Annotated in this window: 15 protein-coding genes; 6 read left to right on the top strand and 9 right to left on the bottom strand. The window is 69.1% G+C overall.

Annotated elements, in window-relative coordinates; translation table 11 throughout:
* The first annotated feature begins 92 nt into the window (after window positions 1-92).
* Both ACTHK2_RS17955 and ACTHK2_RS17950 read left to right on the top strand, forming a co-directional pair.
* Entirely contained in the window at window positions 93-698 is a 606-nt protein-coding gene (locus ACTHK2_RS17955; RefSeq protein WP_440247108.1) for a UdgX family uracil-DNA binding protein, read from the top strand.
* 15 nt (window positions 699-713) lie between these two features.
* Window positions 714-1055, top strand: a complete 342-nt coding sequence (locus ACTHK2_RS17950; protein WP_440247107.1) for a cupin domain-containing protein — start codon at window positions 714-716, stop codon at window positions 1053-1055.
* A gap of 4 nt (window positions 1056-1059) precedes the next feature.
* On the opposite strand, the gene ACTHK2_RS17945 is transcribed toward ACTHK2_RS17950, so the two are convergent.
* Window positions 1060-1635 carry an alpha-ketoglutarate-dependent dioxygenase AlkB gene (locus ACTHK2_RS17945; RefSeq protein WP_440247129.1) on the bottom strand — a complete coding sequence of 192 codons (576 nt, stop codon included), beginning with the start codon at window positions 1633-1635 and terminating at the stop codon, window positions 1060-1062.
* 312 nt (window positions 1636-1947) lie between these two features.
* Between ACTHK2_RS17945 and ACTHK2_RS17940 the strand changes: the two genes are divergently transcribed.
* Window positions 1948-2325 carry a DUF3175 domain-containing protein gene (locus ACTHK2_RS17940; protein WP_440247106.1) on the top strand — a complete coding sequence of 126 codons (378 nt, stop codon included), beginning with the start codon at window positions 1948-1950 and terminating at the stop codon, window positions 2323-2325.
* Window positions 2326-2597: 272 nt separating this feature from the next.
* Here ACTHK2_RS17940 and ACTHK2_RS17935 read toward each other — a convergent pair whose 3' ends face one another.
* Complete coding sequence (locus ACTHK2_RS17935) at window positions 2598-3152, bottom strand: MarR family winged helix-turn-helix transcriptional regulator (protein WP_440247105.1); 555 nt, start codon at window positions 3150-3152, stop codon at window positions 2598-2600.
* A 92-nt stretch (window positions 3153-3244) separates the two neighbouring features.
* On the opposite strand from ACTHK2_RS17935, the gene ACTHK2_RS17930 reads away from it, so the two are divergent.
* The 3 genes from ACTHK2_RS17930 to ACTHK2_RS17920 all read left to right on the top strand — a co-directional run bounded on the left by ACTHK2_RS17930 (window position 3245) and on the right by ACTHK2_RS17920 (window position 7890).
* Window positions 3245-4594 carry an alpha/beta hydrolase family protein gene (locus ACTHK2_RS17930; protein ID WP_440247104.1) on the top strand — a complete coding sequence of 450 codons (1350 nt, stop codon included), beginning with the start codon at window positions 3245-3247 and terminating at the stop codon, window positions 4592-4594.
* 89 nt (window positions 4595-4683) lie between these two features.
* The gene (locus ACTHK2_RS17925) at window positions 4684-6147 is read left to right on the top strand and encodes a delta-60 repeat domain-containing protein (RefSeq protein ID WP_440247103.1); all 1464 of its coding nucleotides are present in this window, start codon (window positions 4684-4686) and stop codon (window positions 6145-6147) included.
* A 192-nt stretch (window positions 6148-6339) separates the two neighbouring features.
* Window positions 6340-7890 carry a hypothetical protein gene (locus ACTHK2_RS17920; protein WP_440247102.1) on the top strand — a complete coding sequence of 517 codons (1551 nt, stop codon included), beginning with the start codon at window positions 6340-6342 and terminating at the stop codon, window positions 7888-7890.
* A 310-nt stretch (window positions 7891-8200) separates the two neighbouring features.
* On the opposite strand, the gene ACTHK2_RS17915 is transcribed toward ACTHK2_RS17920, so the two are convergent.
* The 7 genes from ACTHK2_RS17915 to ACTHK2_RS17885 form a co-directional block, all read right to left on the bottom strand.
* Window positions 8201-8665: a carboxymuconolactone decarboxylase family protein gene (locus tag ACTHK2_RS17915; RefSeq protein WP_440247101.1), complete on the bottom strand. Its 465-nt coding sequence runs from the start codon at window positions 8663-8665 to the stop codon at window positions 8201-8203.
* 40 nt (window positions 8666-8705) lie between these two features.
* Window positions 8706-9599: an RNA polymerase sigma factor SigJ gene (gene sigJ / locus ACTHK2_RS17910; RefSeq protein WP_440247100.1), complete on the bottom strand. Its 894-nt coding sequence runs from the start codon at window positions 9597-9599 to the stop codon at window positions 8706-8708.
* Window positions 9600-9875: 276 nt separating this feature from the next.
* Complete coding sequence (locus ACTHK2_RS17905) at window positions 9876-11924, bottom strand: glycosyl hydrolase family 18 protein (RefSeq protein WP_440247099.1); 2049 nt, start codon at window positions 11922-11924, stop codon at window positions 9876-9878.
* 836 nt (window positions 11925-12760) lie between these two features.
* Entirely contained in the window at window positions 12761-13207 is a 447-nt protein-coding gene (gene trxC / locus ACTHK2_RS17900; RefSeq protein ID WP_440247098.1) for a thioredoxin TrxC, read from the bottom strand.
* A 182-nt stretch (window positions 13208-13389) separates the two neighbouring features.
* Window positions 13390-13797, bottom strand: a complete 408-nt coding sequence (locus ACTHK2_RS17895; RefSeq protein ID WP_440247097.1) for an SRPBCC family protein — start codon at window positions 13795-13797, stop codon at window positions 13390-13392.
* Between the two features lie 134 nt (window positions 13798-13931).
* Window positions 13932-14708 (bottom strand): DUF72 domain-containing protein, encoded by a 777-nt coding sequence (locus ACTHK2_RS17890; protein WP_440247096.1) that lies wholly within the window; start codon window positions 14706-14708, stop codon window positions 13932-13934.
* 78 nt (window positions 14709-14786) lie between these two features.
* Window positions 14787-15245 carry a DUF1801 domain-containing protein gene (locus tag ACTHK2_RS17885; RefSeq protein WP_440247095.1) on the bottom strand — a complete coding sequence of 153 codons (459 nt, stop codon included), beginning with the start codon at window positions 15243-15245 and terminating at the stop codon, window positions 14787-14789.
* Window positions 15246-15270: the final 25 nt, after the last annotated feature.

Raw genomic sequence — 15270 nt, 5'->3', positions numbered from 1 at the left:
CCGCCTGAACGAAGCCGCCGCGTGCCTGCGGGGTTGGGCGCTGTTCAGCCGCGCATGGCACACACTCCCACTCCGCACGCCGCCCTTCGATCATGCCGATCCGCAGACCGCCGTCATTGACCACGCTCCGCCGGTCCGCACGCGCGTGCCGCGCCTGCGATCTCTGGCGGCCGGCGACGCAGACGGTCTTCGGCGAAGGTCCCGAAGACGCGCCGATCGTCATCATCGGCGAGCAGGCGGGCGACAAGGAGGACCTCGAAGGACGGCCCTTCGTCGGCCCCGCGGGCCATCTCCTCGACGTGGTGCTCGAAGACGTCGGCATCGACCGCAGCACGGTCTACGTCACCAATGTGGTCAAGCACTTCAAGTTCGAACTGCGCGGCAAGCGCCGCCTGCACAAGCGCGCGAATGCGGCGGAAGTCGCCGCCTGCCTGCAATGGCTCGATCGCGAACTCGCGCGCATCCGACCACGCATCGTCGTCTGCCTCGGCAGCCTCGCCGCGAAGGTCGTGCTCGGCTCCGGCTTCAGGCTCATGCAGCAGCGTGGCGAGTGGGTCGAGCGCGGCGAGGGCCAGTGGGCGCTCGCGACCGTGCACCCCGCCTATGTGCTGCGCGCGCGCATCGGCGCGCGTGGCGAAGAGGAGTTCGCGCGCTTCCGCGCAGATCTCATGAAGCTGCGCGATCCACCCGGTTCCTGACCCGAGGAGGCAAGCATGCAAAGCAAGACCTTGCGATTCACCGAAGGCTTCCGCCTCGCGATGCACAACCGGCGCGGCCAGGCCGCCGAAATGGTCATTCCGCGAGGCGACTCCGAAGGTGGCCCCGACAACGCCCACCGCGGCGCGGACCAGTGGCTGTTCGTCGTCGACGGCCGCGGCGTCGCGATCGTCGAAGGCCGGCGCACGCGGCTCAAGGCAGGTACGCTGATCCTCATCGGTAAAGGCGAGCGGCACGAGATCCGCAACACCGGCACGGCGCACCTTCGCACGCTCGTCTTCTATACGCCTCCCGCGTATCGCACGCCGGACGCGCGCCTGCCGCGCGGCAGGCCGTGATGACTCAGGCGGGTCGCACGCGGAACGCGAGGCTGATCCGCGGACCGACCGGCGCCTTGGACTTGGGGATGCCATGCAGGTAGTGCAGTTGCGAGGCGTAGTTCATGACCAACAGGCTCCCCGGTTGCAGCTCGATCTTGTGCGTCCTGCGCGGCGGCGCCTGCGGCGCGATCGTCATGCGACGCGGCGCGCCGAGCGACACCAGCGCGATCGGCTGGCCCGGCACGAGTTCGGAAAGGTGATCGTGGTGCATCGCGACGCTGTCTTCGCCGTCACGATAGAAATTGAGACCGACATGCGTGAACGGCGCCGCGACGACACGGCCGACCGCCTCGCGCGCCTCGCGGATCGCTGCCGGCACGTCATCGTCGGCAAGGGCGTAGTGCGCGAGCAGGCGCGGCACCGCTACCTCGCGCTCGTACATGAGACGCCGGTCGGATCGCCACGGCACCCCGTCACGCAGCGCATGGAACCACGCGTCGGCGGCTGCCGCATCACACAGATGCGGCCAGTATTCGATGCGCGCGACCGGATGATCCACCAGGGAGGCGCCGGCATCGAGCAGGGACAACTGGTGCATGCGCGCGATATGGGGGCGCGCGCGAGCGCTGCAACGGGCAAGCTGCGATTCATTCGCGCGGTGCTGTAGTCGGCACCCAAAAAGACGCCCGAGGTCCCGATGAACGCCGATGCGAAATGCTGTGCGAACCCCTGGTGCAATTGTGGCGTGGGCGAGCACGACGAATTCTGCTCGCCCGCCTGCGCCGAACAGACGTCCGACGGCGTCAGGCCGCCGTGCAACTGCACCCACGAGGATTGCGTCGGCACGGTGCACCAATCCCTTGCCGAAGGCTGACACGCCAGCCTCACGGTCCCATCCGAGGTGAAGGACATGACCACCGCCCGCGAGAAGAAGCCCGCCGCCAAGCGATCGCGGAGCCGACGGCCGACGGCCTCGAAATCTTCTTCGTACGCGCGCTGGTCCGGTCGCGTCACGCGTACGAGCAACGCGCTCGACCTGCGCGAGGGCGTGTTCACGCTCGACGACCCGCACGCGATTGCAAAATCCCTGCTGCGCTCCGCGCAGCGCAGCCGGCGACGCAAGAGCGAACCGTACCGCTCCGCGATGTCGATGCTCACGTTCTACATCAACCGCGCCGGCAGCGGTCTCGGCCGTCGCCGGCGTGGCATCCTCGAGCGTGCGAAAGACGAACTGCGCGCGCTCAAGCCACGGACCAAAGCCCGTCACCCCGGCGTCCACGATCGATGACGCTGGTGGAAGCACGGCCCGACGCAAAAGCAACGCGACTCAACGTCGCTCCTGCTCGAATGCGCGCTTGTTCAATCAAGGCCAAAGACCGGAGCCGCCGTGCCAAGGCGCAAAGTGATGAAGGCGGATCCGCCGCTGTGCGGCTTGATCCGCGCTACGGGCTCTCGCAAAGCCAGAAGTAGCCCGCGCCTGCCGGTGGCAGCAGCGGCAGCCGCGATGCTCCCGAGCCTGCATTCGCCGCGACGACTCACCGCGGCGCTCCCACAGGTGCCTCACCTCATGCGCGCAGCCGCGCGTCGCCGCCGGGGAGAGACCATTGTCGCCGCCTTCGATGCACGCGCCGCGCGCTTGGCAGCCGCGTCGCGCAGGCGCTCGACGAACGGCCGCTCGCGACACCCCCGCTCCATCGCCCACAACCCCGCCCATGCCCCCGGCCCCGCGAGCGCCAACAACTCGCGCGACGCCTGCGCCATCACCTGCAACGCCGCACGCGCTTTCTTGACCTCGCGCCGGCCCGCACCGGTGAGGCGAACAACGGTGCGACGCCGATCGGCCGGATCGTCGACCTGCTCGACGAGGGACAGCCGCGACAGCTCCCGGATCCAGACGATCACGAGCGGATGCGACTGGCGCAGCCGGCCCGCGAGTTCGGTGACGCCGAGCGGCCCGTGCTCGTCGAGCGCGATGAGCGTCGACACCGTGCGCGGCGGCGAACCCACCCCGACGGCCGGGTACCAGTCCGCCGCGCCCTGCACGAGTTCGTCGGCAAGTCGCCGCAACAGGTGCGCCAGGAAGGCCGGGCCCTGTGCCTCGATGAAGTCGTTCATGTTCCCTCTTCCAGCGCGTGCGTGCGCCATATTGACCACACCGGCCAATAGCGTCAATATTTACGTAAATATTGACGTATATGGAGCATCGCATGAACGTATGCACCGGCCTTGCATGCGTGCTCCGCGTCCTCGGCATGTTGCTGGGCGCTACCGCATGCGCCGGCATTGCGGCCGCGCCTGTCGATCCGGCCGTGCCCTGCGAGGTCGGCGCATACGCGATGGCCGACGGCGGCACGCTCGACATCGCTCCCGACGACGGCGGCACTTTGCGCTGGCGACGCCCCGACGGCACGACCGGCGCGTTGAAGCCGCTGGGCCGCGGGCTTTGGACGAGCACTTACGGCTGGACCGACCGGCCCGATGGCCATCGCGTGCTGCTGCGCGACTGCGGCCGCGACGGCATCCGCTTCGACCGCGTCCGCGGCACGCGCATTCCACTCGTGCAGACCGACACGCGCTTCCAGGGCAGCGGCGTCGAACTCGCGGGCCGGCTGACGATGCCGCCCGGCGACGCACGCGTGCCGCTCGTCGTGCTCGTGCACGGTGCCGAGCATTCCTCGGCACTGCACGACTACTACCTCCAGCGCGAGTTCGCGAGCCACGGCATCGGCGTGTTCGCCTACGACAAGCGCGGCACGGGGGCATCGGGCGGGCGCTACACGCAGGACTACCTCGTCCTCGCGGTCGATGCGCTCCGCGCGATGCACGAAGCGAAGCGCCTTGCCGGCGCGCGCGCGGGCCGCGTCGGCTACCAGGGTGGCAGCCAGGGCGGCTGGGTGGTTCCACTTGCCGCGCGCATCGAGCCGGTCGACTTCGCGATCGTCAGCTTCGGTCTGGCCGTCTCGCCGATCGATGAAGATCGCGAAGCGGTCGCATTCGACCTCCAGCGCGCCGGCTTCGATAGCGATGCGCAGGCGAAGGCAATGGCGATTTCCGACGCGGCGATCGCGATCGTCGAGAGCGGTTTCACCGAAGGCTACGACCGCCTCGATGCACTGAAGAAGCAGTACGCGAACGAGCCCTGGTTCAAGTCGGTGCGCGGCAACATCGCCGGCTACCTGCTCGCCGCGACGCCCGAGGTCGCGCGTCGCGACCTGCGCGCGCTCGTCGCTGGCATTCAGGTCCGCTACGACCCGATGCCCGTGCTGCAGAACCTCGACGTGCCGCAGCTGTGGGTCCTCGGCGGCCAGGACCGCGACGCGCCCCCGTTCGAGACGCGCCGCCGCCTTGCCGCCCTGCAGGCCGACGGCCGCCCGATCACGACCGCACTGTTCCCGAACGCCGACCACGGCATCGTCGAGTTCGAAACCAAACCCGACGGCGAACGCGTCTCGACGCGTCGATCGGCCGGTTATTTCGACTTGATGGCCGATTTCATCACGGGCAAAGCGCTCGCGGCAACGTACGGGGATGCGGAGCTGGCGCCACCCTCGCACTGATCCGACCGCAACGCTGGCCCCCCGCGGCGCGCTGCTCCGTGACCCCTTGCAAGGCGCCGAATCGACGGCGCCGCAACGGCGAGGGGACGATGCCTGCGATACCGACTGCGACCACCACTTTCCCGCGCGGCGCGATTCGCGCGATCGCGCTCTCTGCATTCGCGTTGCTGCTCGCTGCGAGCGGCAACGCGATGGCCGATGACGGCGACCCCGACCCCACCTTCTCCGGCGACGGCAAGGCGCTGTTCCCGTGGCCGACGACGTATTCCGGCATGGACGTGCTTCAGGTATCGACGGAGGGCGTTGCCGTGCTCGGCGACGGCAGCGTGGTCACGGTCGGTGCGTTCGACACCGCGTCGGTCGGTGACGACGACTTCGATGCCTGCGGCGTGGCGAAATTCACGTCGTCGGGCGCCGTCGATGCCGCGTTCGGCCTCGGCGGCTGGCAGCTCGTGCATCTCGAAGCGCAACCATTCAAGGACGACTGCATCGGCATCGTGCCCACTCCCGGCAACGGCATGATCGTCGTCGGCGCGACGGAAAGCATGACCCTGCCCTACGAAACGCTCGGCCTGGTCAAGCTGCGCGCGGATGGCACGCTCGACCCGACGTTCGGCAACGGCGGCAAGATTCGCATCACGAGCCAGCCGTTCGGCGCGAACGCGGGCATGCTGTTCCACGGTGTGGTACGCGCACCCGACGGCAAGCTCCTCGCCTACGGGTACTGCACCAACTGCGGCCGTGGCAGCTTCGAGGACTTCATGGTCGTGCGCATCAACGCGAACGGCAGTGTCGACACCGGCTTCGGCAACGCGGGCTGGGTCAGTTTCGGCCGCACCGACGCGTCCGACCACTACCTGCCGGAGGTCGCGACCGCACTCGCCGTCGACACGCACGGCCGCATCGTCGTCGCCGGGCACCGCGAGGACTACGACGACCAGGACGACCGCGGCATCCCGATGCTCGTGCGCCTGTTACCGAACGGCCAGCTCGACACGAGCTTCGCCGGCACGGGTTTCCTCGACATTGACCTGCTCGGCAGCTACGCCGTGCCGGCGATCGCGATCGATCCGTACAACGACGGCGTCATCGTCGCCGCAAACATCAATCTCACCAGCAGCGTGACGCCGGGTACGCTGGTCTTTCGCGTGCGCCGCGACGGCAGCCTCGACACGAACTTCGGCGACAGCGGCCTCGTCGTGCTGCAATATGAGGACGGGTCGAATGTCGCCGCACTCGCGGTGCGCCAGGACCGGCGCATCGTCGCCGCGGGCTGGATCGACCCGACCGGCGCCGGCACCCGCAGTTTCTTCGCCGCGCGCATGCACTCCACCGGCGTGCTCGACGCCACGTTCGACGGCAACGGCGTGAATCGCTACACCTTCAGCGCCGGCACCGCGGACGTGCAGGTCGCGACCACGATGACGCTCTCCGGCGAGCGTCCGGTAATCGCCGGCCTGCTCACGCCGACCGGGCCTTTCCCCGACTCGTACACGCTCGGCGTGCTGCGGCTGCAGTCCGACGCGATCTTCGAGGATGGGCTCGATCCCTGAGACGAGGGCGCGCTTGAGCGAAGTCTGAAGCTCTCGAAGGACACCAAGGAAGATCCATCGCGAAATCGCAAGGAGCACATGGAACACACGAAGGTCAGCCGTTGCCGAGCGACCCGCTGTCACAACGACCGCGCAAACGGCGTTACATTGGGGGACGCCGTCGGCGATGTGCCGGGCATCGCGGGAGCACGCATGAACCGTCGTCATCGCATCAGCCTCGCCCTCCTCCTGTGCACGTTCGCCGCGGCCGCCAACGCGCAGGAGGCGCACACGTCGCATCCGGCGCCCGAGAAGCTCGGCTCGGTCACGTTCCCGACGACCTGCGCCGCGGGCGTGCAGGCGCGCTTCGAGCGTGCGCTCGCGTTGTTGCACTCGTTCACCTATACCGAAGCTGAGAAGGGTTTCCACGATGTCGCCGCCGCCGATCCGAAGTGCGCGATCGCGCACTGGGGCGGCGCGGTGTCGCTCTACCACCCGCTGTGGGAGACACCGTCGGCGGCGGACCTCGCCAAGGGGTCGTCAGAACTCGAGCGGGCGCAGCGCCTTGGCACCGGATCACCGCGCGAGCGCGCATTCATCGATGCGGCGAGCGCCTACTACAAGGACTACGAACACGTGGCGCCGGCTGTGCGCGCCAAGGCGTACGAGCAGGCGATGGCCGACGTCGCCGCGCGCTTCCCCGACGACATGGAAGCGCGGACTTTCCACGCGCTCGCGCTGCTCGCGACCGCGTCGCCGACCGATCGCACGCACGCGAACCAGAAGCGCGCCGGCGAGATCCTCGAGCCACTCTACCGCGCGCATCCGCAGCATCCGGGCCTCGCGCACTACCTCATCCATGCCTACGACAGCGCCGAACTCGCCTCGCGCGGCCTGGATGCCGCGCGCGCGTACGCGAAGATCGCGCCGTCCGCGCCGCACGCGCTGCACATGCCTTCGCACGTGTTCACGCGGCTCGGCTACTGGAACGATTCGGTCGCATCGAACCTCGCCGCGCGCAAGGCCGCGCACGCGGCCGGCGACGTCGGCGAGGAACTGCACGCGATGGACTACCTCACCTACGCCTACCTGCAGCTCGGCCGGGACGCCGATGCAAAGCGCGTCGTCGACGACCTCGCCGCGATGCGCGGCCTCGGTGCCGGCAAGTTCAAGATCGGCTACGCGGCCAACGCGATGCCGGTGCGCTACGCGATCGAGCGGCGCCAGTGGGCCGAAGCCTCCGCGCTGCAGCCGCTGCCCGACTCCGAGCCGCACGTCGCCGCGATCGTCTACTGGGCGCGCGCGATCGGCGCATCGCGCAGCGGACATCCGAAGAGCGCAGACCCCGACATCGCGGCGATCGACGCGAGCATCGCCAAGCTCGACGCCACCGGCAACGCGTACTGGGCGACGCAGACGCGCGCCCTAGCCGACTCCGCGCGCGCATGGCAGCTGTTCGCGCAGGGAAAAACCGGGGAGGCGATCGCGCAAATGCGCGTGGCCGCCGATACGGAGGACGCGGCGGAGAAGCTGCCCGTCACCCCGGGCCCGATCGTGCCCGCGCGCGAACAGCTCGGCGACCTGCTGCTCGAAGCGGGCCGCCCCGCCGACGCGCTGCACGAGTACCGTGCCGCACTCGAGGGTGCGCCCGGTCGCCGCGGTGCATCGGCGGGCGCGGCCCAGGCCGCCGAGCGCGGCGGCGATGCGGATGCGGCCGGGCAATTTCGCGCAGAGGTCGCCGAGGCGGCGCAAGCACCACATTAGGTTCTGCCGCCGCCCGCGCGGCGCCGTGGCTTCATCACGAAAGTCGCCGGCGGCGCGCGCCGGCACGCGTCATTCCGCAAGCCGGCCTTGGACGTTGATTCGGACCGACACCAGCACGCATGCGCAGGCGGAGCCATGGACCACCACCGCGACAGAAACATCGCGACTTCCGCCGTTCGCGCGAAGGCGTCGCCTTCGTTGGTAGGAACCCCTGTGGGCGGACGGACCGCTGAGTAATCGGCGGCCGGCGGCGCGCACAGCATGCGGGGATCCTCCCAATCTGCCAGCGAAACCGGACGCGATCACGAGATCAATGCGCCGCTCGTGCCGGCGGCTTGTAGTTGCCGCCGATCGTGCGTGCCGCGACGTTGATGCGGTTCCAGCTGTTGATGGTGACCGTGAGCAGCGTGAGGTCGACGAGTTCGAGTTCGCTGAATACCTTCGTCGCCTTCTCGTACAGCGCGTCGGACACCGGTTCGGCGCCGGCGAGTTCGGTGAGTTCTTCGGCCCACTGCAGCGCGACCTGCTCGCGCTCGCTGTAGAGCTTGGTCTCGCGCCACGCAGGCAAGAGGTACAGGCGCTGCTCGGTTTCGCCGGCAGCGCGCGCGTCCTTGCTGTGCATGTCGAGGCAGAAGGCGCAACCGTTGATCTGCGACACGCGCATGAGCACGAGCTGGATCAGCGCGGGCTCGAGGCGACCGGCGTCGTGGACGGCGCGGCCGAGGTCGATGAGCGGCTGCATCGCCGGGTAGTGACGCTGGATGTTGAAACGCATGACGGACTCCTTGCGATATACGCGGCCGCAATCGGCCGCTTCAATGCAAGGACGCGGGTGCGGTCGGTTTCGTGACAGCGTGGATGCGCGCGAGTTTTCCCGGGTGGCGCAACGCGTGGATCGCCGTGATGCGATCACCGTCGCACTCGACCCACATCGCGCTCGCGAGCGTGGCACCGTCGAACATGAACAATGCGGGCGCGCCATTGAGCTCGGCGAATTCGTACCGCACGCCGGCGAGATTGCGCGCGAGCTGCAGGTACAGCCGCGCGAGCCGATCGGCCCCGTGCAGCGGGTGCAGGGTCGCGCGGGCCACGCCGCCGCCATCGCTGACGTGCACGGCGTCTTCGGCGAACAGCGCGCGCAGGGTATCGAGGCGCGGTTCGGCCATCGCCGCGACGAAGCGCTCGAGCAGGCGCTGCTGCGCCGCGCCGTCGACGTGGAAGCGCGGCCGCCCTTCGCGCAGGCGCGCCTTCGCGCGATGCACGCGCTGGCGACATGCATCTTCCGCGATGTCGAGGATGGCCGCGGCCTCGGCGTGGCTGTAGTCGAATACCTCGTGCAGCAGGAACGCGGCGCGCTCCTCCGGGCTCAGTCGCTCGAGCAGGAGCAGGAACGACAAGGTCAGCGATTCGCCGCGCTCGAGCGCGGCGTCGGGCGACTCGGCATCGTCGGACAGCGGCTCGGGCAGCCACGGGCCGACGTAATGCTCGCGCTCGGCCTTCGCGCGGCGCAGGCGATCGAGCGCGAGGCGCGTCGCCACCGTGACCAGCCACGCTTCGGGATCGTCAAGCGACGCAAGATCCTGTGCGTGCAGGCGCAGCCAGGCCTCGTGCAGCACGTCTTCGGCGTCGGCCGGCGTGCCGAGCATGCGGTAGGCGAGCCCGAACAGGCGCGAGCGATGGGTCTCGAACAGGGCGGTGGCGGCATCCACGGGCATATTCTCCGTCAGTCGATGCGAGGACGCACGGACGCGCGGAAATGTGACAGCGCATGTCGCCTCTCCCGCTTGCGGGAGAGGCCGACGCGCGCAGCGCGGCGGGTGGGGGAACACGGAGCGGCGAGTAACCATGCCGGATGCCGCGCTCCGATGGCCCTCACCCTGCCCTCTCCCGCAAGCGGGACGGGGGAATGGCAACGACGATGCGCAAACCGCCCCGGACGAACCCGGGGCGGTCCATATCCATCACGCGGGAGCAGCCGTGCCGCGTCATTGCAACCCGTTCTTGATCGCCGTCGCGAGCGTGCCCTGCGCCTCGTCGCCGCTGAACTCCCAGAAGAACGCGCCGCCGAGGCCCTGCGTCTTCACGTAGTTCATCTTGGTCTGGATCATCGCGGGCGTGTCGTAGCTCCAGAAGGTCGTGCCGTTGTACGCCCACGTCGCCATCGCGGCCTCGTCGGTATAGATCGGATAATTGAGGTTCTTCAGTACATGGTAGTCCTCGTTGCCCGCCTCGTACGTGCCGGGCGCGGCGCTGCCGGACTGGTACAGGCCGTGGTTGCTGCCGGCCGGGACATTGGTCCAGCCGCGGCCGTAGAAGCCGATGCCGAGCGAGAGCTTGGCGGGCGGCACGCCACGCGAGAGGAACGCCTCGATCGCGTCGTTGCTGTTGTAGAACTTCTGGTCGCCGGTCGAGGGATCCTGCGGCGAGGCGAACAGCGCCGAGTGATGGTTGGTCTGCGCATCCCACGAGCCGTGGAAGTCGTAGGTCATCACGTTGATGAAGTCGAGCGACTGTGAATACGCCGCGGGATCCGTCACGCGGATCTTGTCGACGCCCGCGCCGGCCGCGATGGTCAGCAGCAGGCCCGGACGCACCGCATCGAGCTGCCGGCGGAACTCGGCGAGCAGCGCGGTGAAGTTCGCGCCGTCCTCGGCGCTGCCGCAGGCAAGGCCGCACGCGACCGGGTATTCCCAGTCGAGGTCGATGCCGTCGAACACGCCGGCGGCCGCGCCCGCGCCGCCGGCGCCGTCGCTCGCAGGCAGGTTGCCGCGGATGTAGGCGTCGACGCACGAGGCGACGAAGGCCTGGCGATTCTCCGGACGCGCCGCGCTCGAGAAGCCGCGCGACCAGGTCCAGCCGCCGAGCGAGATGAGCACCTTGAGGCCCGGATACTTCGCCTTGAGCTGCTTCAACTGGTTCCAGTTGCCGCGCAGTGGCTGGTCCCAGGTGTCGGCGGCGCCGCTCACGCTCTCTGCGGCGCCGAACGCCTTGGTGTAGTCGGCGAATGCATCGCCGCCCGCACCGGTGTTCGGGTCGGACGGGATGTTCACGCCGACTTCGCAGCGATTGTTGCGCACGTTGCCGAACGCGTAGTTGATGTGGGTGAGCTTGGACGCGGTACCGCTCGTGTCGATGGTCTTCACGCGGTAGTTGCGCGCGTAGATGCCCCACTGTGCGAAGTAGCCGAGCACCCGCTTGCCGCCCGGCGGCGGGTTCGCCTTCGTGCTCACGCTGATCGGCGGACTCAGCGCGGACGTGTTGCCCGCGCCGTCGCGCGCGCGCACCTGGAACGTGTACGTGGTCGAAGGCGACAGGCCGCCCGCGGTGTAGCTCGTGCCGGCGACTGTCGCGATCGAACTGCCGCCGCGGTAGATGTCGTAGCCGGTCACGGCGACGTTGTCGGTCGACGCATTCCACGCGAGGCCGATCGTCGTGTTCGTCTGCGACGGCGAGGCGAGGCCGGTCGGCACGCTCGGCGGCATCGTGTCGTTCTGCGATGCCTGCACCGTGACGGATACCGCGCCCGACGTCGTCGTCGCGCCCTGGTTGTCGGTCGCGACCGCGGTGAGGCTGTAGCTGCCGGCGGCGGCGTTGCTCCACGTGACGGCGTACGGCGCGCTCGTGTCGACGCCGAGCGAGGTCGCGCCGCGGAAGAACTCGACCTTGGTGATGCTGCCGTCACTGTCGGACGCGTTCGCGCTCACCGTGATGTTCGCGCCCGCAGTGAAGGTACTGCCATTCGCCGGCGCGGTGATCGACACGCTCGGCGGCTGGTTCGTGCCACCGCTGCCGCATGCGCCGAGATCCTGGTACCAGCCGCACGATGGGCAATAGTTCGGCGCCGCATTCCAGATCGGCACGAGCGCCTGGTACAGGCGGCCCTGGTAGGTCATGCGGTCGCCGGGGTTGTAGATCGTGCTCGCGTTCCACGCGGCAACGCCGCTGCAGTTGACGGTCTGCGCGAAGGCGCATGCGCTGCACGCGAGGGCGAACAGCCATGGCAGGAATCGAAGTTTGCGGATCAGGTCGGGCATGGTCGTGCTCCGGTTGTCGTCGTTGAACAATGGCCGGGCCGGCCCGGCCTCTTTCGCCTCCCGGCGATCGCTCCCTGCCGATCGCGGGCTGTGCGAAACCGCGGCAGGCGCGCGGCACGCCTGCGGTGAAGGCATCACGGAAAAAGCCGCGCAGACGAGGCGGCGCGGCGAGGTCAGGCGAGGCTTGCGATATGGCTCATGTCGATCACCCCATGCCGAAGTCGGTCGGAACGTGTCGCGAGCAATGCTGGCCGCCGCCGCATGCGCAGCGGAGTGCGGGACCGGCGGGACGGCGCGAGTCTCGTTGCACCGATCGGGCCATGCGGTCAATGCCGCGGCCGCCGGCGATGCACCGCGGCTGCGTCAACTGCCCGAAGACTGCGCGCGCATGACAACGTTGTCAAACAATTTTTTCCAATTTGTAGACGGGCGCACATTTCATGCCGGCTGCCGCAGCGCGCGCATTGCCAGCGGAGTACGCGCGTCGCGAGTCGTGTCGCCACTGGTCCCAAGCAGCATGGAGGCGCTGCGCGAGGCTTTCGCGCAGCCGCAGGCTGACAACCTTGTCATGAGCGTCCCGCCGCCCGCGCAATCGGGGCGACGCCACACGCATTGCGCGGGCGAGAGCCGACGCGGCCGAGCGCTGTCGGCGGATCGTCCACGCGTGAGGTCTGCCGACGCGTATGCGTCGTGGGACGCAGCCGCGCGAGCGGCGAGTCCCACAGCCCGTGCCGAAGGCGCCTGCGGCCGCACGGCATGGTCCGCCGACGGTGGGACTCGTGGTCGGAGCGCGTCGCTCCGGATCAGCGCTGCGCGCGGCTGCGTCCGACCCTACGTCAGGGGCGGAGATTCGCGCGCGCCCACTGCACGATCTGCTGCATGCCGACGGCGCCCGACTGGCGCGCGACCTCACGGCCGCCGGCGAAGAGGACCAAGGTCGGGATGCTGCGGATGTCGAAGCGCGCGGCGAGCGCGGGCTCCGCCTCGGTGTCGACCTTGGCGAGGCGCAGATGCGGTTCGAGCGCCTTTGCCGCCGCAGCAAACGCCGGCGCCATGCTCACGCACGGGCCACACCAGGGCGCCCAGAAGTCGACGAGCAGCGGCAGTTCGCTGCGCGACGCGTGCGCATCGAAGGTGGGAGCCGCGAGGGCGAATGGCGCTCCCGTGAACAGCGTTTCGTGACAGCGCCCGCAACGCGGCGCCTGCGCGAGCCGCTCGCGCGGCACGCGGTTCATCGACGCGCAATGGGGACACGACAGCACCAGCGGCGTCACGGCATTCATGATTCACCTCCGACGCGAACAATGTGCGGCCCACGCGGTCGAGCGCAAGCCCGCACCCGGAGGGTGGGACGCAGCGGCACGAGCACTCCGACCTCCCGTCCGCGAGTCCCACCGCACGCCCACGGGCCACTGTCGAATGGTCGCGCGGTGCCGACGCAACAACGCCGTCACCGCGCGGACCATCAGCGCCTGGCTTCGACGTAGCGCGCGAAGTTGTCGAGAATCGCCTGCCAGCCCTGGCGCTGCATCTCGACCGGATTCTCCGTCTCCGCATCGAACGTCACGCGCACGTCGACACCGTGGCCGGCCGGAACGAACTCGACCACGGCGGAGCGGTCACCGAAGGAGAATTCGATCCGCTGTTCGGGCACGACCGCCGTGTACGTCCCCGCGAAGTCGAAACCGAAACTGCCATCCTTCGCTTCCATGCGCGACGAGAACGCACCGCCCTCGCGCAGGTCGACCGTCGATGCGGTCGTGTGCCAGTCGTCGCTCGCGGCGTTCCAGCGCAGGATGTCTTCGGGGGTCGTGTACGCCCGCCAAACGGCGGCGACGGGGGCCTCGACATGGCTTTCGACGCTGATCTTCATACGTGTATTCCTCATGGGTAGCAAGAAGGGTTGGGATTGCGGCCGTTCACCCCTTGCGACGAACGTGTGGGGCTCCGATCGACATCCATTGGCCGCCTCGGCACCCTTGGGAATGTAATCCGTGCGCAACGCACTCAGCGGCGAGTCCTCGCTGTCCCGGCCCGCCCCCTACCCGCTTTCCGCCCCCGCACCGCCGCCTGGAGCTTCAGCGCATCGGTCGTCGCATGGCGCCCGGCGGTATTGTCGAAGATGCACCAGCGCTCGCGCGCGCCGGAGGACGACCGCGTCAGTCGCCGCGCGACGCGCTCGAGCACTGCATCCGCATAGGCGTCGTAGTACACGCGCGGCGAGCCGTGCAGGCGGACGTATTCGAAGGCGTGATGGCCGCCGGGTACGGCCGCGCGTGGCACGCGCGCGGGATCGGCCGCAACGCGGGCGATTCCGAACCGACGCAAGGCCGCGTCGACGCCGACGCTGAACCATGACGCATGGCGAGGCTCGCACGCGACCGCGCCGTCGTGCATCTTGCGCAACTGCGTGAAGAACGCGAGTGCCGTGGCGGCATCGAATGCGAGGTTCGGAGGCAGCTGCAGCAGCAGCACGCCGAGTTTCGAGCCGAGCTCGTCGACCTGCTCCAGGAACGCCTGCAACTCGGATCTGCAGCCGACCAATCGCCGGTCATGGCTGATCACGCGCGGCATCTTGACCGCGAAGCGGAAGCCTGGGGGCACCAGCGCTGCCCATTTCGCGTAGGTCTGCGGCCGGTGCGGGCGATGGAACGAGGAGTTGATCTCGACCGCGTCGAATACGCGCGCATAGCGCTCGAGGTGCGAGCCTTCGCGCGGAAACGCCTCCGCCTGCGTCGTCGCGATCGCCCAACCGGCGCACCCTATGCGGATCCTCGTGTGCATGGCGACGCATCGTCGCGGTCCGAGCATGAACGGCCGATTGCCCGCGAGCGGGAAACATCGACACGCCCGCGGCTCCGGCTAAGAAACGCGGTCGCCGTCCAGGCGCCCGCGCACGTCCACGTATGCCGCGTGGATCAAGGCGCGCAATGCGGCATCGTCGACCGGCTCGCCGGGCCACAGCCTGACGTGTCGCATCGCCTTGCCCGTCCCCTGCAGCAGGCCGGCAGGGTCGGCAAGCGTGGCGCCATGGAAGAAACCGACGTTGACGTGTGCCTTGAATGCCGCGACGTGCGCGAACGCTGCGTCGCCGACGCATGCCGTCGGCTGCCCGTCATGCATGAGCTCGCGCACGTCGCCGCCGCAGGCGCGCAGGCATTCGAACCATGTCCGTGCGATCGAGCGCAGCTCGAGCGGCTCGGCGCGCAACCATGCGTCGACTTCGGCGGCGCGCTTCACCGCTCCGTACAGGCGGAAGACATCGTCGCGGCCGGCCAAGCCGCGCAGGTCCAACGGAAGGCGGCGGATGCGTTTGCTCATGTCATGAAAGGCATCGCGGATCCCA

Source organism: Dokdonella sp. (assembly GCF_051958935.1).
In the GTDB taxonomy this organism is placed as follows: domain Bacteria; phylum Pseudomonadota; class Gammaproteobacteria; order Xanthomonadales; family Rhodanobacteraceae; genus Dokdonella_A.
Note: the sequence above shows the minus strand (reverse complement) of the source record. Positions and strands in the feature narration are given on the sequence as shown.